This is a genomic window from Ottowia sp. (genome assembly GCF_035325765.1).
Taxonomy (GTDB): Bacteria; Pseudomonadota; Gammaproteobacteria; order Burkholderiales; family Burkholderiaceae_C; genus Ottowia.
Genome location: NZ_DAOKZG010000010.1, coordinates 31,809 through 48,662 on the forward strand (window position 1 = coordinate 31,809; position 16,854 = coordinate 48,662).

Annotated in this window: 21 protein-coding genes; 9 read left to right on the forward strand and 12 right to left on the reverse strand. The window is 70.7% G+C overall.

Annotation, left to right across the window (positions count from 1 at the left end; all coding sequences use genetic code 11):
* Positions 1–104: 104 nt before the first annotated feature.
* The gene (locus PKA16_RS05590) at positions 105–1,007 is read right to left on the reverse strand and encodes a phosphoribosylaminoimidazolesuccinocarboxamide synthase (RefSeq protein ID WP_324401227.1); all 903 of its coding nucleotides are present in this window, start codon (positions 1,005–1,007) and stop codon (positions 105–107) included.
* A 70-nt stretch (positions 1,008–1,077) separates the two neighbouring features.
* Between PKA16_RS05590 and PKA16_RS05595 the strand changes: the two genes are divergently transcribed.
* Positions 1,078–1,923, forward strand: coding sequence for a hypothetical protein (locus tag PKA16_RS05595; protein ID WP_324401229.1), 846 nt, complete (start codon positions 1,078–1,080; stop codon positions 1,921–1,923).
* Positions 1,924–1,980: 57 nt separating this feature from the next.
* On the opposite strand, the gene PKA16_RS05600 is transcribed toward PKA16_RS05595, so the two are convergent.
* Both PKA16_RS05600 and PKA16_RS05605 read right to left on the reverse strand, forming a co-directional pair.
* On the reverse strand, positions 1,981–2,871 hold the full coding sequence (locus PKA16_RS05600; protein ID WP_324401231.1) for a fructose bisphosphate aldolase: 891 nt from the start codon (positions 2,869–2,871) through the stop codon (positions 1,981–1,983).
* Positions 2,872–3,006: 135 nt separating this feature from the next.
* Complete coding sequence (locus tag PKA16_RS05605) at positions 3,007–3,795, reverse strand: alpha/beta fold hydrolase (protein WP_324401233.1); 789 nt, start codon at positions 3,793–3,795, stop codon at positions 3,007–3,009.
* Positions 3,796–3,861: 66 nt separating this feature from the next.
* On the opposite strand from PKA16_RS05605, the gene PKA16_RS05610 reads away from it, so the two are divergent.
* The 4 genes from PKA16_RS05610 (at position 3,862) to PKA16_RS05625 (ending at position 6,824) form a co-directional block, all read left to right on the forward strand.
* Positions 3,862–4,398: a flavin reductase family protein gene (locus tag PKA16_RS05610; RefSeq protein WP_324401235.1), complete on the forward strand. Its 537-nt coding sequence runs from the start codon at positions 3,862–3,864 to the stop codon at positions 4,396–4,398.
* 30 nt (positions 4,399–4,428) lie between these two features.
* The gene (locus tag PKA16_RS05615; protein ID WP_324401237.1) at positions 4,429–5,358 is read left to right on the forward strand and encodes a DMT family transporter; all 930 of its coding nucleotides are present in this window, start codon (positions 4,429–4,431) and stop codon (positions 5,356–5,358) included.
* Between the two features lie 56 nt (positions 5,359–5,414).
* Positions 5,415–6,371 carry a DnaJ C-terminal domain-containing protein gene (locus PKA16_RS05620; protein WP_324401239.1) on the forward strand — a complete coding sequence of 319 codons (957 nt, stop codon included), beginning with the start codon at positions 5,415–5,417 and terminating at the stop codon, positions 6,369–6,371.
* Between the two features lie 138 nt (positions 6,372–6,509).
* Positions 6,510–6,824 carry a MerR family transcriptional regulator gene (locus tag PKA16_RS05625; RefSeq protein ID WP_324401241.1) on the forward strand — a complete coding sequence of 105 codons (315 nt, stop codon included), beginning with the start codon at positions 6,510–6,512 and terminating at the stop codon, positions 6,822–6,824.
* A gap of 15 nt (positions 6,825–6,839) precedes the next feature.
* On the opposite strand, the gene PKA16_RS05630 is transcribed toward PKA16_RS05625, so the two are convergent.
* From PKA16_RS05630 to PKA16_RS05645, 4 genes are all read right to left on the reverse strand, one after another.
* Entirely contained in the window at positions 6,840–7,598 is a 759-nt protein-coding gene (locus PKA16_RS05630; protein WP_324401242.1) for a glycine zipper 2TM domain-containing protein, read from the reverse strand.
* Between the two features lie 256 nt (positions 7,599–7,854).
* Positions 7,855–8,142, reverse strand: a complete 288-nt coding sequence (locus tag PKA16_RS05635) for a DUF1330 domain-containing protein (protein ID WP_324401244.1) — start codon at positions 8,140–8,142, stop codon at positions 7,855–7,857.
* Between the two features lie 19 nt (positions 8,143–8,161).
* Positions 8,162–8,548 (reverse strand): MAPEG family protein, encoded by a 387-nt coding sequence (locus PKA16_RS05640; protein ID WP_324401246.1) that lies wholly within the window; start codon positions 8,546–8,548, stop codon positions 8,162–8,164.
* Between the two features lie 49 nt (positions 8,549–8,597).
* Positions 8,598–8,936: a hypothetical protein gene (locus tag PKA16_RS05645; protein WP_324401247.1), complete on the reverse strand. Its 339-nt coding sequence runs from the start codon at positions 8,934–8,936 to the stop codon at positions 8,598–8,600.
* A 134-nt stretch (positions 8,937–9,070) separates the two neighbouring features.
* Here PKA16_RS05645 and PKA16_RS05650 point away from each other — a divergent pair, with 134 nt between their 5' ends.
* From PKA16_RS05650 to PKA16_RS05665, 4 genes are all read left to right on the forward strand, one after another.
* A complete protein-coding gene (locus PKA16_RS05650; RefSeq protein ID WP_324401249.1) occupies positions 9,071–9,916 on the forward strand; it encodes an aldo/keto reductase in 846 nt (281 codons plus the stop codon).
* 75 nt (positions 9,917–9,991) lie between these two features.
* Complete coding sequence (locus PKA16_RS05655; RefSeq protein ID WP_324401250.1) at positions 9,992–10,849, forward strand: hypothetical protein; 858 nt, start codon at positions 9,992–9,994, stop codon at positions 10,847–10,849.
* 64 nt (positions 10,850–10,913) lie between these two features.
* Positions 10,914–11,504 carry a peroxidase-related enzyme gene (locus PKA16_RS05660; RefSeq protein ID WP_324401252.1) on the forward strand — a complete coding sequence of 197 codons (591 nt, stop codon included), beginning with the start codon at positions 10,914–10,916 and terminating at the stop codon, positions 11,502–11,504.
* 280 nt (positions 11,505–11,784) lie between these two features.
* The gene (locus PKA16_RS05665) at positions 11,785–12,015 is read left to right on the forward strand and encodes a DUF2501 domain-containing protein (protein WP_324401254.1); all 231 of its coding nucleotides are present in this window, start codon (positions 11,785–11,787) and stop codon (positions 12,013–12,015) included.
* A gap of 22 nt (positions 12,016–12,037) precedes the next feature.
* Here the strand turns inward: PKA16_RS05665 and PKA16_RS05670 are convergent, their stop codons facing one another.
* The 5 genes from PKA16_RS05670 to PKA16_RS05690 are packed head-to-tail and all read right to left on the reverse strand — an operon-like array spanning position 12,038 to position 16,843.
* Positions 12,038–12,943 (reverse strand): SDR family oxidoreductase, encoded by a 906-nt coding sequence (locus tag PKA16_RS05670; protein ID WP_324401255.1) that lies wholly within the window; start codon positions 12,941–12,943, stop codon positions 12,038–12,040.
* A gap of 20 nt (positions 12,944–12,963) precedes the next feature.
* Positions 12,964–13,704 carry a glycosyltransferase family 25 protein gene (locus PKA16_RS05675; RefSeq protein WP_324401258.1) on the reverse strand — a complete coding sequence of 247 codons (741 nt, stop codon included), beginning with the start codon at positions 13,702–13,704 and terminating at the stop codon, positions 12,964–12,966.
* Positions 13,613–14,596 (reverse strand): polysaccharide pyruvyl transferase family protein, encoded by a 984-nt coding sequence (locus PKA16_RS05680; protein WP_324401260.1) that lies wholly within the window; start codon positions 14,594–14,596, stop codon positions 13,613–13,615. The genes PKA16_RS05675 and PKA16_RS05680 overlap by 92 nt, the downstream gene beginning before the upstream one ends.
* A gap of 14 nt (positions 14,597–14,610) precedes the next feature.
* Entirely contained in the window at positions 14,611–15,717 is a 1,107-nt protein-coding gene (locus PKA16_RS05685; RefSeq protein ID WP_324401262.1) for a hypothetical protein, read from the reverse strand.
* Between the two features lie 10 nt (positions 15,718–15,727).
* Positions 15,728–16,843: a hypothetical protein gene (locus PKA16_RS05690; RefSeq protein ID WP_324401264.1), complete on the reverse strand. Its 1,116-nt coding sequence runs from the start codon at positions 16,841–16,843 to the stop codon at positions 15,728–15,730.
* Positions 16,844–16,854 lie beyond the last annotated feature (11 nt).

Here is a 16,854-nt window from a genome sequence, read left to right on the forward strand (position 1 = left end):
GCCGCAGCCAACACTCATGCGGGTTTCAAGACGACGATCAGCGGTCAACTGCCGGATTTAGGTTCGAGCACTGCGGAACCAGGATTCAGCCAGCGCCGGCTGCCCTACGCTTCGCCCACCAGCCGCCGCAGCGCCTCGCGATACCGCGCTGCCGTGGCCTCGATGACTTCGTCCGGCAGGTGTGGGGGCGGCACCTGCTTGTTCCAAGGCTGGCCGCCCACCTGCGCCTGCTCCAGCCAGTCGCGCAGGTACTGCTTGTCGAAACTGGGCGGGTTCGTGCCCTCGGCCCAGCCGTCCAGCGGCCAGTAGCGCGAGGAGTCGGGCGTGAGCACCTCGTCCATCAGCACCAGTTCGCCGGCGGCGTCGAGGCCAAACTCGAACTTGGTGTCGGCGATGATGATGCCCTTGGCCAGTGCGATGTCGGCGGCACGCCGGTACAGGCGCAGGCTGACGTCGCGAATGCGCACGGCCAGTTCGGGGCCGACCATGGCGACCGTGCGCTCGTAGGTGATGTTCTCGTCGTGCTCGCCCAGCGCCGCCTTGGCGGCCGGGGTGTAGATCGGCGCGGGGAGCTTGCTGGCGTTCTTCAGGCCCGGCGGCAGTTGCACGCCGCAGACCGACTGGCCCTGCTGGTATTCCTTCCAGCCACTGCCCGCCAGGTAGCCGCGCACCACGGCCTCGATCGGCAGGGGCTTCAGGCGGCGCACCAGCATGCTGCGTCCGGCGACCTGCGCGACCTCGTCGGGCGCGACCACGCTTTCCGGCGACTCGCCTGTGAGGTGGTTCGGCACGATGTCTTGGAGCTGGCCGAACCACCACAGCGCCATCTGCGTCAGGAGCTGGCCCTTGCCCGGGATCGGCTGGTCCATGATGACGTCGAAGGCGCTGATGCGGTCGCTCGCCACCATCAGGATGCGGTCGGCGCCGACGGCGTAGTTGTCGCGCACCTTCCCGCGCGCGAGCAGGGGCAGGCTGTGCAAGGTGCTGGTGTGCAGGGCGGCGGTCATGAAGTGAAGGCTCTCGGGCGGCAGGATCGGAGAGCCGAATTGTGCGACAGGCAGCGACTATGCTTGCCACATGACCCCTCCCTTGCTGCGCCGCGTGGGCTTGCTGCTGATCGCGCTGGTGGTGCTCACCGGCACCTGGCTGGTGCCGCCGGACGCCGTTGCCAGGCGCGAGGTGCAGGCCGGGCTGACGCGCGCGCTGACCACTTACGCGGCGGCGCGCACCCTCGGCGCGGCCGTCGCCGCCGTGCAGGGAACAGAACTCTCGCTGCAGCCAGCCGGCGTGGGCGTGGCGCTGGCGCCCGGCCAGGCACTCAAGCCGATCAGCGACCTGATCGAGCAGTTCTCGACCCTGATGCTGGCGGCCAGCGTGGTGTTCGGCGTGCACCTGGTGCTGCTGGCGATGGGCGCGCACTGGCTGCTGTCGGCCGTGCTGAGCGTGGTGCTCGTGGCCTGGCTGGCACTGCGCTGGCAGGCCGCGGCGCCCACGGTGAGCGAAAGCAGTCGCGCGCTGCGGCGCCTGGCGCCACTGCTGATGGCCCTGCTGCTGCTGCGCTTCGGCGCGCCGCTGATCGGGCTGGGCAACGAGGCCGTGTACCACGCCTTCATGGCGCGCGACTACGCGGCCGCACAAACCGCGCTCACGAACGCCGGCGAGGTGGTGAAACAGGAGCTGCCGCAGGCCGAGAACGCGGCACGCGCGGACGAGGGCGTGCTGGAGCGCCTCAAGCGCCTGGCGCCGCGCCTGCCGGACCTGGGCGCCGTCTACGCGCGCATCAAGGCCACCGTCAGCCAGGCCGTGGGTGACCTGGTGCGGCTGCTGGCGGTGTTCCTGCTGCAGACCGTGGTGGTGCCGATCGGCCTGCTGTGGTTGTTGTGGCGCCTGGTGCGGGCGCTGTTCGGGGTCGTGGAACGCTGAACCCGGCGACGCAGTCGTGCAGCGCCGGCGGGAAGCGGCACGTGACCACCCAAGCCGTCAGCTCGCGATCGACGCCTGGCAGATCGACTCGATCGACTCGTCCAGCATGGCGTGGAACTCGGCGTCGCTCTGCTGCGCCGTCAGGCCCTCGGTCAGGGCGCGGCTGAAGCTGGCGACGACGCCGGGGTTGCGCGCCAGCAGCTGGTTCGACTCGGCACGCGTATAGCCGCCCGACAGCGCCACCACGCGCAGCACGCGCGGGTGCTGCACCAGCTCGGTGAAGAAGCCGTCGACACTGGGCAGGGTGAGCTTGAGCATGATCTGCTGGCCGTCGGCTAGCGTGTCCAGGTGCTTGAGTATGCTGGCCTTGAGCAGCACCTCGGCCTGCGCCTTGTCGGCGGCCTTGATGTTGACCTCGGGCTCGAGGATGGGCATCAGGCCGGCGGCCAGGATCTGCTTGCCGACCTCGAACTGCTGCGCCACCGCCGCCTCGACGCCCTGCGGGTTGGCGCCGTTCACGACCGAGCGCATCTTGGTGCCGAAGATGCCCTTGGCGCGCGCGCGCGCCAGCAGCGCGTCGAGGCCGGGCATGGGCTTCATCAGCTGCACGCCATCGGCCTCGGCGGCCAGGCCCTTGTCCACCTTCAGGAACGGCACCACCTGCTTCTTCTCCCACAGGTAGGTAGCGGCGTCGACGCCATCGAACTGGCGATCCATCGTCATCTCGAACAGGATCGCGCCGATCACGCGCTGGCCGTTGAAGGCCGGGTCGGTGACGATGCGCGTGCGCATGGCGTGCACCAGGTCGAACATCTGATCGTCGCCCTGGTAGGCCGACTCGTCGATGCCATACAGGCGCAGCGCCTTGGGCGTGCTGCCCCCGCTCTGGTCGAGCGCCGCGATGAAACCCTGGCCCCTGGCGATCTTGTTCAACTGTTCCTGATTCACGGAGTATGTCCTTTGCTGTGGATGCTGCATGAACGGCCCCGCGCCGCCGCGGCAGGGCCGTGGTGACCAGCGCCGATTGTAGGCTGCGGCCCGCGTGCCAAGGCTTGTGGCGCCGTAGCGCTGCAAGCGCGGCGCTCAGTGCCGCTGCACCGGGGGCGCCGCCCGCAGGAAGTCCAGCAGGGCGGCGTCGAAGGCGTCTGGCGCCTCCAGGTGCGGCAGATGGCCGACGCCGGGCAGCTCGAGGTAGTGACTGCCGGCGATGGCTGCCGCCATGTCGCGCAGCAGCGGCGGCGGCGTGAGGCGATCCTGCGCGCCCGCCACCAGCAGGGTGGGCACGGCCAGGTGCGCGAGCGCGGCACGCCGGTCGAAGTCGCGCATCGCCGCCAGCGCGCGGCGCCAGGTGGCGGCGCGCGCTTGGCCCTGGCAGAAGGCGGCCAGGCGCACGCCCTCGGGCAGGGCTGCCGGGCCGACCATGCGCGGCAGGCGCAGCTCGGCGATCGCCTCCATGTCGTGGCCGGCCGCCAGCCAGTCGAGGCAGTCGGCGATGTGGCGCGCGTAGGCCTCGCCGGCCGGCACGGCAGCGCTGGTGGCCACCAGCACCAGGGCACGCACCTGGTCGGGGCGGCGCGCCGCCACCTCCTGAGCCACCATGCCGCCCATGCCCTGGCCAACCAGGATCACGCCGCCACCGCCGGGCTGCAAGGCCTCGATCAGCGCGCTGCAGCGCTCAGCCAGGCCCTTGAAGGCATAGGGTTCGATCGGCGGGCTGTAGCCGTAGCCCGGCATGTCCCAGGCGACGGCGCGCCAGCCCAGGCTGGCCAGGGTCTCGACCTGCGGCGCGAACGCGCGAAAGCCGCCGCCCGAACCGTGCAGCATCAGCACCAGCGGCCCATGGCCCAGCGTGGTGAAGGTCGGCAGCGGCATGGGCGCATGGTAAGCCAGCCCGTGCGGTGCAGGCGCACGGGGCGCTTGCTATCATGGCCCCGCCTCATGTCACCGCCCGCCGCTGCCGCCACCGCCGCCTTTTCGGCCTCCCAGTTCCGCGCCGCGCTGGGCATGTTCGCCACCGGCGTGACCATCGTCACCGCGTGCGGTGGGCGCGGCCAGCCGGTCGGGCTGACCGCCAATTCCTTCAATTCGGTCTCGCTGCACCCGCCCCTGGTGTTGTGGAGCCTGAGCAACCGCTCGGCCTCGATGGCCGCGTTTCGCGCCGGCACGCACTACGCGATCAACGTGCTGGCAGCCGACCAGCTGGCGCTGGCGGAGCGTTTCGCCGCGCCAGGGCGCGATCGCTGGGAGGGCGTGGCCTGGCGCCGCAGCGTGGCCGGCGCGCCGCTGATCGAGGGCGCGGTGGCACACTTCGAGTGCGCCAACCGCAGCCGCTACGCCGAAGGGGACCACGTGATCTTCGTCGGTCTGGTCGAGCACTGCGACCACGATCCGCGGGCGCGGCCGCTGCTGTTCCACGGCGGGCGCTACTACACCGAGCACGAGCTGCGCGCGCACCCGGCCGCGGCGCGTCCCTGAACCGCGCCGCACGCACCCGCAGGTCGCCCCATGCCCCCGATCGCGCGCAAGGACCACCTGGACGGCCTGGCCAGTTCGATCCTGCTGGCGTGCTGCCTGTTCTGGGGCGTGCAACAGGTGCTGGTGAAGGCGACGCTGCCCGAGCTGGCGCCGATCTTCCAGGCCGCGGTGCGCTTTGCCGGCTCCACCCTGATGCTCTGGGCCTGGTGCGCCTGGCGCGGGGTGCGCCTGTTCAAGCGCGACGGCACGCTCTGGGCCGGGCTGCTGGCGGGGCTGCTGTTCGCGGCCGAGTTCGCCGCCCTGTTCCTGGGACTGCAGCACACCACCGCCTCGCGCATCACGGTGTTCCTCTACACCTCGCCGTTCTGGGTCGCGCTGCTGCTGCACCTGCTGGTGCCGGCCGAGCGCCTGCGCGCGCTGCAGTGGCTGGGTCTGCTGTGTGCCTTTGCCGGCGTCGCCGTCGCGCTGCGCGACGGCCTGCTGCAGCCGGACCCGCGCGTGAGCTGGCAGGGCGACGCGCTCGGCCTGCTGGCGGGCGCGCTGTGGGGACTGACGACGGTGACGATCCGCGCCAGCGTGCTGGTGCGCGTGGCGCCCGAAAAGACGCTGTTCTACCAGGTGGCAGCGAGCACGGCGCTGCTGCCGCTGCTGTCGCTCGGACTGGGTGAAGCCTGGAACTGGGACTGGAGCGCCTTCGCCTGGACCTCGGTGCTGCTGCAGGTGCTGGTGGGGGCCTTTGCCAGCTACCTGGCCTGGATGTGGCTGCTGGTGCACTACCCGGCCACCCGGGTCTCGGCCTTCGTGTTCCTGACGCCCCTGTTCGCCCTCGTCACCGGCGTGCTGTGGCTGGGCGAGCCGGTCAGCCCCGGCCTGCTGGCGGGGCTGGCCCTGGTGGCGCTCGGCATCGTGCTGGTGAACCGGCGCGCGCCGCTGCCGGCGGTTGCAAAGTCGGCGCATTGACCTCATCCTATGGACGATCGGGCGCCGGCCAGCGGCGTCCACACGGCAGGAATCCGATGGAATTCAAGGACTACTACCAGATCCTCGGCGTCGACAAGGGTGCCAGCGCGGACGCCATCAAGAAGGCCTACCGCAAGCTGGCGCGCAAGTACCACCCGGACGTCAGCAAGGAAAGCGATGCCGAGAAGCGCATGGCCGAGGTGAACGAGGCCTATGCGGTGCTGGGCGACGCTGAAAAGCGCGCCGCCTACGACACCGTCGGTGCCCAGGCCTGGGCCGCCGGCGCGCGCTCGGGCGACGACGTGCGGCCGCCGCCCGGCTGGAACGCCGGTTACGAGTTCGGCGACGGCGGCGGCAGCGGCGGCGGCGACTTCAGCGAGTTCTTCGAGCAGATGTTCGGTCGCGCCCAGGCCGGTACCCAGGCGCGTCGCGGCACGCAGGCACGCATGCGCGGCGAGGACCAGCACGCGCGCATCGAGCTCGGGCTGATCGACGCCTACCGCGGCGCCGAACGCCAGATCACGTTGCGCAGCGCGCGGCTGGACGCCAGCGGCCACGTCGTGCCCGAGGAGCGCACGCTGCAGGTGAAGATCCCCAAGGGGGTGAAGGAAGGCCAGCTCATCCGACTCGCGGGCCAGGGCAGCCCCGGCATCGGCGGCGGACCGGCCGGCGACCTGCTGCTGGAGGTGCGCTTCGCGCCCGATGCGCGCTGGCAGGTCGATGGCCGCGACGTCAGCCAGCGCCTGCGCGTCACGCCCTGGGAAGCCGCGCTCGGCGCCCAGGTGCGCACCCACACGCCCGACGGCGTGGCGGTCGAGGTCGGCGTGCCGCCCGGCTCGGGCAGCGGGCGCAAGCTGCGCCTGAAGGGCCGCGGCATTCCGTCGGCCAGTGCGCCGGGCGACCTCTACCTGGTGCTCGACATCGCCGTGCCGGGCGCCATCACGCCCGAGCAGAAGGCCGCCTGGGAGGGCCTGGGCAAGGCCTACCCCGGCTTCGACCCGCGCGGCGCCTGAGCCCCAACCCGGCAGCCGACCGCTCGTGAATGCCCGGAAACCCGCATGAACATTGATCTTGACCCCTTCGACTGCGTTCACCGGTCGGGCCGGCACAGCCGGCTGCCGGATCTGGGCTGAACGATGGAGACGAACGAGATGCCGAACCCGCCGATTCCCGTCCCGCCCGGCCAGGTCGAGTTGCTGGGCGATGCAGCGCTCACGCTACACGAGCTTGCCGTGTGTTGCCGCGTCACGCCCGAATGGGTGATGCGCCACGTCGAAGCCGGCACGCTGCAGGTGGCACAGGGCGAACGCGCGGTGGAGTGGCGCTTTGCCAGCACCACGGTGATGCGCGCGCGCCGCATCGTGCAACTGGAACGGACCTACGATGCCGACCCGCAACTGGCGGCGCTGACCGCGGACCTGATCGAGGAGGTCGCGCGGTTGCGTCGCGCGCTGCACGGCCTCTGACGGCGATCCGCCGCCTCACCACGCATCGCCGACGCCCACGCCCCAGCCCCCATGGCGGCCGGCGCCGCCGCCCGCCGACAGGCTGATCCCCACCGGCGTGACATAGGCCGGCGCGCGCACGACCTGCTCCGCGTAGGCGGGAGCCGCATGCGCCGGAGCCGCGCCGGCCGGTACGGCATGCGGATAGGCGCCTCCGCCCACCACGCCAGTCGGGGCGGTCACCACTGGCGCACCCGCAGCCGGATGACCGGGTAACGGATATCCGCCCACTGGCGGCGGCGCCACCGGGTAGGCCTGCGCCGGTGCACCATAGCCACCGCCGTAGGCGTCCGCGACCGGCACCTGGAGCCAGCGCCCCGGGGCGCGATCCGTGCGGGTCTGGTACTGGCGGCCGCCGTATTCATAGGTCACGTCGTAGCCGGTCAGGTGCGTCTCGTAAGCGGTATCGCAGCCGCCGCCGGAATGGCCGCGTTGCTGCGCCTCGGCCGCGTTGCCGAGGAAGGCGCCCCCGATCGTGCCCAGGACGGCACCCGCGGCATGGCCGCTGCCACTGCCGAACTGGCTGCCGATCAGTCCGCCCAGCAGTGCCCCGATCGCGGCGCCGGCGCCGTTCGTGTAGCCACCGTAGCCAGCCGGCGCGCACTGCTGCACCGGCACGTTCTCATACACGGGGGTGGCCGCGAGCACGCGCGCATTCACGGTCGCCTGCGCCTGCGCGCCCGTGGCGGCCAGCACAGCCGCGAGCGCCAGCGTGATGGCAGAAAGTCTGTTCATGGTCGGCTCCTTTCCGATGCGCTGCCCGAACCGCATGGCCGCTTCAACTCACCTGCGCCAGCTGCATGTGCCCTCGCCCGACCGGTGGCCCCAGTCGCAGCGGCCAAGGTCAATGCTCATGCGGCTTTCGAGACGTTTGCAAGCAGCCGACTGCCAAATGCAGGTACGGCAGCGCACACCCACGACAACGGGTCACTCGGTCCCGCAGCCGACCGGCTTTACCAGGCTTTACCGTGCGACAACAAGTCGTGACCCGTCAGGCTTCGTACGCATGCAGCAGCACGTCGGCCGCCTGCGTGCGCAGGGGCAGCAGTGCCTGGTAGGCGGCCGAGGAAAACCAGCCCTGCGCGTCGGCGAGGCTGGCAAAGCGGATCACGACGATGTCGGTATAGGGCAGCTCGCCCGAGAACGCCGCCGCCTGCCGGGCGCGGAACTGCAGTTCGGCGCCCCAGGGCGCCAGGGTTGCCGGCACGCGCGACTGGTATTCGGTCCACTTCTGGCCGTCCCGCACCTTGATGTGGCCGACCACGTAGGCTTGGCTCACGTCCGTCCTCCTTGCGCGCTCATGCCGCCGCGCCGCGCAGCGCGCCCAGCAGCGCTGCCAGCAGCAGAGCCGCGTTGGGCAGCAGGGTGAGGATGAAGCCCGGCGCGCGGCTGGCCGGATCCTTCACGTATTGATGGCGATACAGCACGCGGCCCAGCAGGAACACCGCACCCACGCCGGCGACGACCGCGGGCGGCCAGTACCGGCCCGCCAGAAACAGCACCGGCAGGAACACCACCAGCTGCTCCAGCGTATTCATCTGCACGCGGTAGGCGCGTTCGAACATCTCGTGCCCGGACGTTGCCGGGGCCCTGATCTTGTACTTGACACGCGCCCGGCCCGTCAGCACGGTGAATGCCAGGTATTCGAGCAGGGCCAGCACGGCGACGAGGTGGATCCAGTTCATGCCGGCCATTCTGGCAGCCCTGCCCGTGGCGTGCTGCGACAGCGCGCCTTCAACCCTGTCCGGCCGTGGCCTTGGGCGCCGGCCGGTGCAGCACGGCGTGCGAGGGCGTCACGCGCACCTGGGCGTCAACCACCCTGGCCTCGCCGTCGACGATGAGCGAATACCCGTCTTCCGCCTGCGGCGGCCACACCAGGCCGACGGCCGGATGCGCCTCGGCCTTGTTGCGCATGCGCTCGCCGACGCCGTCGATGCACAGCACGCCCTCGCGCAGCACCGGGCGCACGGCAAGCGCCCGCGGCGCGCCCTCGCCGCCATGGGTGAGCAGATAGGCGAAGTCGAAGCGCGCCAGCGTCTCGCCCAGCCGTGGCAGTTCAACCGGTATGCTCATGATCCAGCTCCTTGGCCTGCAGGCGCGCGCCTCGACTCCGGGCGCGAGCGCGTGCTGGGCATTGTCGCAGGCGACACGAAGTCGAACAATCGGGGCGAGCCGGCACGCAGCACAGGAACAGAAAGGAACCCGCCATGCAACAGCGTCGCTTCGGATCCACCGGGCGCGAGGTCTCCGTCATCGGCCAGGGCACCTGGTATCTCGACGCCGGCAGCCGCAAGCAGGGAATCGCCGCGCTGCAACGCGGGCTGGACCTGGGGATGACGCACATCGACACGGCCGAGATGTATGGCTCCGGCGCCGCCGAGACGCTGGTCGGCGAGGCCATCGCCGGTCGCCGCGACGAGGTGTTCCTGGTCTCCAAGGTGCTGCCTTCCAACGCGTCCGTGCGCGGCACCATCGCCGCCTGCGAGCGCTCGCTCAAGGCACTGCGCACCGACCGGCTGGACTGCTACCTGCTGCACTGGCGCGGCGCGCACCCGCTGGCCGAGACCTTCGACGCCTTCGAGCGGCTGCAGCAGGACGGCAAGATCCTGGACTGGGGCGTGAGCAATTTCGATGAGGGCGACCTGCAGGAGGCGCTGGACGTCGCCGGCCCGGGCCGCATCGCCTGCAACCAGGTGCTCTACCACCTGCAGGAGCGCGCGATCGAGCACGCCGTCATTCCCTGGTGCCAGCGCCACGGCGTGGCGGTGGTGGCCTACAGCCCGTTCGGCCACGACGGCTTTCCCGCCGCCGCCAGCGCCGGCGGCCGCGTGCTGGCCGAGATCGCCGCCGCCCACGGCGCCACGCCGCGCCAGGTGGCGCTGGCCTTCCTGATGCGCCTGCCGGGGCTGTTCACCATCCCCAAGTCGTCCACGCCGGCGCACACCGAGGACAACGCCGGCGCGGGCGACCTGGTGCTCAGCGAGGCGGAACTGCTCCGCATCGACGCCGCCTTTCCGCGCGGGCGCAAGCCGCACCACCTGCCGATGATCTGAAGGAGGCATTGACGCACCCGTGCGCGCGTCGTACCGTGCGCCCAGGCCGGCCCGCAGGCCGGCAGGAGAGATCCCGTGAACGCACACGCACGCCTCCAACTCGCCTGTACCCTCGGCGTCGCCCTGCTGGCGCCGCCCGACGCGGCCCTGGCGGCCGATACGGCCAGCGGCTTCCTGCAACGCGACGGCCAGCGGGTGGAGCTGAAGGCCGTGTGCGCGCACGAAGTCCCCGGCGGACAGGCGTTTCCGGACGAGGCGACCGTGCGGCTGGTGTTCGCCGCGGACCGGCCGCTCGACTGCACTGCAGCCGACGCGAGCTTCCTTCCGCAGAGCGTTCTCGCGGATCAAGTCAAGCAAGCTGGTGGCAGCCATCTCATGCTGCTGGTACCGCTCGACCTGAAAGAGGCACGCATCGAGCGGGTCATGCTGCACATCGATGGCGAGTACCCAGCCGGACAGAATGCCGCCGGTCGCCTGACCTTGCGCAAGGCCGGTGCCGACCGGATCGCGGGCCAGGTGCGGACGAACGGCGAGGAAGACCACCTGGGTGAACGCTACCAGTACAGCCTGGATTTCGATGCCCGGGTCGGGCGTGGCGCGCTGGCCGGCAATCCCCTGGGCGCGGGTGGCGGCGCTCCCGGCGCCGCACTGCTGCGGGGGGTGGCGGCCATCCGGCAGGAGGACGAGCAGGCCGTGCGCCAGACCGTGGTGCCCGAGCGCGTGGACGAAGTCCTGATGCCGATGATGAAGAAGCTGCGCCTGCGCCACGTCACCGTCACCAGCGGCCGCGCCACCGACAGCCAGGCCGCGCTGCAGATCCGCGGCGACACGAACGACGGCAGCGGGGTTTCCGGCCTGGTGCTGATGCGCCGCGACGGCAATGACTGGAAGCGGTGGGAGGACCTGTACCGCATCGAACTCGGAGGCAAATGAGGCGCCGGTCCCTTGATGCGAAGATGCGGGTTGTCCAACCCCGCAAACCCGACGAAACCCAGCCATGAGCAATCGCTACCCGCATCCCGACATCGACACCCTGCCCGCCGACATCAAGGAGAAGCTGCTCGCGGTGCAGGAGAAGCTCGGCTTCGTGCCCAACGTGTTCATGGTGCTGGCGCGCCGGCCAGCCGAATGGCGCGCCTTCTTCGCCTACCACGACGCGCTGATGGACCCCGAAAGCTGCGGCCGCAGCAGCCACCTGAGCAAGGGCGACCGCGAGATGATCGTGGTTGCCGTGAGCAGCGCCAACGGCTGCATGAACTGCGTCGTCATGCACGGCGCGGCGCTGCGTCTCTACGAGAAGAAGCCGCTGGTGGCCGACCAGGTGGCGGTGAACTGGCGCAAGGCCGACATCAGCCCGCGCCAGCGCGCCATGCTGGAATTCGCGATGAAGGTGCTGCACCAGTCGAACGCGCTGCAGGATGCCGACTTCGAGGCCCTGCACGCACACGGCTTCGACGACGAGGACGCGTGGGACATCGCCCACATCGTGGGCTTCTACTGCATGGGCAACCGCAGCGCCAACTTCGGCAACATCATGCCCAACCCCGAGTACTACCTGATGGGACGCGTGCTGCGCGAAAAGCGCTGAACCGGCGCCCGTCCGCGCGCCAACACGCTCCCTGCGCCCGACATCGAAAGGAAGGCACCATGCGAAAGACAACCGTCCTCGCCATCGCGATCAGCCTCGGCAGCCTGACCACGAGCCTGCAGGCAGCCGGCCTGGGCAAAACGCACTGGGGGACAAGCTCGGCGGCGCCTCGGGCCTCGGCGGTGCGCTGGGCGGCGGTACCGGCGCGGCAGCGCTTTCGGCCGCCGGCCTGGTCGGCCCGTCCAGCCTGGGCAATGCCGCCGGCGTCATCACCTACTGCATGAAGAACAACTACCTCAACCTCGACAAGGCGGCGCGGATGAAGGGGCAGTTGCTGGGCAAGATGGGCCTGGGCGCGAAGGAGGAGCCGAAGGACGCGGGCTACCAGAGCGGCCTGGCCGGCCTGGTCACCGGCTCGGGCGGCAAGCGCTTCGACATCGACAAGGTCAAGGGCGACCTGCGCGAAAAGGCCTGCGACTTCGTGCTCGACCACGCCGGCTCGCTGCTCTGAGCGGCCGGCGCCGGGCACGCGCTCAAGCGCCGGCGTCGTCGGCCGCCACGCCGGCAAACACCGCGACGTGATCGGCCACGAAGCGCGCCAGCGTGCCTGGCGCATGACCCAGCAGTTCGCCCAGGTCCGCCCGCACCGCATGGTCGGCCTCGCCATAGGCGGACGCGATGTGCGCCAGGTCGAAGGCGCGCCAGCCCGGCATGCCGGCCGCCAGCAGGCGCTGCTCGTATTCGGTGGGCGGCACCGCCTCGTAGGTCACCGTGCGCCCGAGCGCCCGCCCGAGCGTCGCCGCCACTTCGGCGTAATCGACCGGCGCCGGGCCGGTGAGCACATGGGTCCGGCCCGCGTGGCGAGCGACATCGCGCAGGATGACCGCCGCGGCGGCCGCCACGTCGCGCGTGTCCACCAGCGGGAAGGCCTGCCGCCCCATGGGCGCGGCGAGTACGCCGTCGCGCCGCACGGCCTCGGCCGCGCGCAGCAGGTTCTGCATGTAGAGGTGCGGCTGGACCAGCGTCCAGGCCATGCCGCTGGCGCGCAGCGCGGCATCGACCTCGGCGTGCTCGCGCATCAGCGCAATGGGCGAATCGGCGCGCGCGCCCAGCGCCGACAGCCGGACCACGTGGCGCACGCCCGCGGCACGCGCGGCATCCAGCACGCGCAGGCCCTGGGCCACGGCCTGCGGGTTGTCGCGGCCGGTGAGCAGCAGCACGTCGACGCCGTCCAGCGCGGCTGCCAGCGACGCCGGTTGGTCGTAGTCGCCCTGCACCCACTGCACGCCTTCCGGGCCACCGGTCGGCGCCGGTCCGCGCGCCAGGGCGCGCAGTCGCTGCCCCTGGCGCGACAGGATGGAAAGCACGGCGCCGCCGATCTGCCCGGTTGCGCCGGTGATGAGGATGAGGGGTGGCTCGACAGGGCTGGTTGTTCGCATCGCGCGCTCCTCTTGTGCCGTCATGAACCGTACAGCTTGCGCGCGCAGAACCGGCGCGCCACCCAAGCATAGCGGTTCAGGTCGTGCAGCGAACGGAACCACAGGCGCCAGCCCATGGGCTTGTCGCGCACCGCCCGATCGCCGATGGTCGAACCCAGCGGCAGGTGCTCGATCGGATACGGCAGCACGGAAAGCGAGCGGATCCCGTGCGCGTAGCGCATCTCCATGAAGTTGTCGACCGGCATCCAGAAGCGCTCCGAGCTGCGCAGCAGGCGCGCCGCGCCGCGCGGATTCACCACGTAGCCCGTGGTCAGCAGCGATTCGCTGAGTTCCTCCACCACGGTGAACGCGCCCAGGCTGCGCACCGGCACCGCAATCCGGCGCTGCTCGCGATCGCCGCTCAGGCGAATGAAGTCCCACGGTTCGCTGACCTGCGCGATGCCGTCGACGATGGCCGCCAGGTCGCCCGCCACGCGGAAGTCGTCCTCCAGCACCAGGAAGTCGCGCTGGCTGGCCACGCATTCCTGCCAGACCGCGCGATGCGACAGGAAGCAGCCCAGCTCGCCGGCAGACAGGTCGACGCCGTACTGCCGCAGGCGACGCTGGCGGTCGTATTGCGCCGGCAGGGACTCGAGCCGCGCGCCGTCGACGGCGTCGAAGAACCGAAAATCAATGCCCAGCCGCCCGAGCTCCCGGGCCACGCCGTCCCGGCGCGCCGCTGCGCGCGTGAGCGAGATCACCACCACTTCCGTCTGGTCCATGCCGTTTTTCTTCCTGTTGTTGTTCCGGTCGCGTCCTGGCCTCCCTGGACCAGGCTTGCTGCGCCACTTCCCACACCGCCGACAGCTTGCCATAGCTGTTCTCGACCAGGCACACCGGCTTGCCGAGCAGCGCCGCGATCAGTGACACGTGCAGGCGATCGGTGACGACGCGCTGCGCACGGTCGATGCAGCGCACCACGTCCATCGTGATCTGGTCGGCGGCCGCGCCGTAGCCGCGGATGCCGTGGTGACGCATCAGGTCATGGCCGGGCCGGGCCTGTGCCAGGTCGGCCGACTCGACGTCATACCGCAGGATGTGCAGGGTGCCGTCGGCTCCGGGCCGGATGCGCGCCAGCGCGAGGCGCCAGCGCGGCAGCCGGCGCAGCCAGCGCCCATCGCGCAGCAGCGCCAGCCGATGCGCCCGGCTCGCGGTGCGGCGTGCAAGCTCGGGAATGTCGAGCACCAGCACCATGTCCGGCACCAGCTCGGCCTGTGCCCGCGGCGCCTGCTGTTTCACGTGGGCAAGGCTTTCCCGATCGCGGCACCAGAGCAGGAAGCGCCCATCCAGCTGCGCCAGCACGTCGGCATGGCCGCGCACCGTGTGCGACAGCAGCAGGCAGCGACGCACCGAGCGCGCCACGCAGGCCCGCAGGAGCTCGCGCACGTCGTTGTAGTCGGGCACGAGGTTGCCGCCGCCACCGATGATGACGTCCATGCCGGAAGCGATGTCCGGCGCCGTGCCGCAGGCCAGCGGCACGCCGGTGCGGCGCAGCATCTGCATCGTGGCACTGGCGATGGCCGCATCGCCGGCGTTGCCGGGGTTGGGGATGTAGAGCGTCCGGGCCTGTGGATCCAGCCACCGGCGCAGGCGATCCTCGAGTGGCGGTTGCATCTCGACGGCGTCGCTCAGTTCGCGGACCGGGCTTCGAGCGCCGCCTCGCTGCGCTCGAGGTAGCGCCGCAGCGCCTGGTCGACGCGGGCGTCGGAGAGCCCCAGCAGCTCCTTGCGGTAGGCAATGGAGGCCGGGTCGGTGAGCAGTTCCATCTGGTCGATCAGCTCGTGCAACGGCCGGTCGTTGGGCATGGTCTCTGGGCAGAAGCCCGCGTCCAGCTTGAGCAGCCCGAGCTTGACGCCGACGCACTTGCGGCAGCGGCCGCAGTTGCCCTGCGGGTTGGGGCTGATGAAGCAGACGCGCATGTGCTTGCGGAACAGCTCGCGGCTGACCGGATCCGACACGATGCGCTGCATCTTCTCGAGCCGGGTGGCTTCATGGCCGACATGCTGGATGCGCAGGTAGCTCGTGCCCCAGAGCGGGTCCAGCTCGGGGTGACTGCCGTGCGGCATCAGGTCGTCGCGGTGCTGGCCGGCGCTGATGAGCAGGGTGTCGATGTGCTCGGCCAGTGCCAGGCCGACGAAGGCGACGGCGCTGCCGTAGGTGCGCTCCCAGCTCTGGCGCCGGAACAGGTGGTTGCGCCGCAGGTTGGTGCGCACCACGGCGCAGTCCATGCCGAGCTCGGCCGCCACCGCACGCGCCGAGGCCGCCATGGCGTCGATGGTGGCGTGCTGGTTGTGCGGCACGTCGAAGCCGCCCACCAGCAGCAGCAGGTTCGGACGCGGTTCGGCAAAGAAGCACGAATACATCGAATCGATGCCGAGGCTGAAGGCCAGGCCGACGCGCCCCAGCCCGCGCGGCGCGGGCGGACGCACGGTCCCGACCTGCACCGGCCGCGGCTCGTAACCCCACCAGTCGGCCAGCATCGACTGCAGCTTCGGCTGGTTCGCGTGCCAGCTCGCGTTGGCCGAATCCAGCACCATCTGGCGCCGCTGGGACAGGCTCGGGATCAGGAAGGCCGTGCCCAGGGCCTCGGGCTGCAGCTGCAGTTCGTGGCTCGGGCAATCCAGCGTGATGCGCTGGTGATCCACGCCGACGGACAGTGCATGGCCCCGCGGCGCGGCGCAGTGGAAGCAGACCTCGGTGCCGAGGCGGTTGGCGAGCTTGGACAGGAGCTTCATGGCGAACCCTTCATGGGTCAGTGCGGCCGCTGGCCTGCGCCAGTGCCGCTTCACTGCGATCGACGTACCGTTGCAACGCTGCGTTGACTCGCCGATCACGCAAGCCCAGCAAGCGCCGCCGATTTCGAATCACCACTGGATTGCGCAGCGCAGGCGCTGCGTCGAGCAGAACCTCGAGCGGCGGCGCAGCGCGCATCCGATCCGGAATGAAGCCGGCATCCAGCGCCAACAGGATGAGCTTGAGGTGCATGCACTTTTCGCAACGTCCACACCCGCCTTCGGCGCTGGGATCCTCCCAGCAGACGCGCACGTGCTGGCGAAACAGGGTGCGACTCACCGGGTCCGACAGCAGCCGCGCCACCTTGTCGAGGCGGGACGTTTCCGCCCCCAGGTGGTGGAACTGGAAGTCGCTGGTGCCCATGAGGTGATCCAGCTCGGGGTGAGTTCCCCAGGCCATGATGTTGTCCCAGCTCATGCTGGAACTGATCTGCAGCGCGCCGACGTGCTCGGCCATGCACAGGCCGACCAGGGCGAGCGCGCCGCCATGCGTGCGCTCCCAGTTCTCGCGTCGGAACAAATGCAATGTGCGGAGGTTGGTGCGCAGCACGGCATACCCGATACCCAGTTCAGCGGCCACCTGGCGCGTCGACGCCTGCATGGCCCCGAACACCGCATGATCGGCGTAAGGGACATCGAAGCCGCCTACCAAGATGAGCAGGTCCGGCTGCCGCGCCTCGAAGAAGCAGGAATGCAGTGAATCCACGCCCAGGCTGAAAGCCAGGCCGACGCGCCCAGCCGGACGCCGAGCCGGCGGCCGCAGCACTCCGGCCTGGATCGGCTGCGGCGGGTAGCCCCACCACCCACACACGATCTTCTGGTAGTCAGCCTGGTTGCGATGCCAGGTCGCATCGGCATCCGCCATCACCAGCCGGCGCCCCTGAGACAGCGCCGGAACCTGCAAGGCGCTCGCCACCGCTTCCGGCATCAAGCGCAGGCGATGGCTGTCGCAGCGGACCAGCAGGCGCTGCTGATCCACCCGCATGCTCACCGTGTTGCCGCTGCGGACTGCGCCATCGATGCGGACATCGGAACGCAGGCGGTTGGAGAGGCGCGAAAGCAGTCTCATGGTGCCGGATC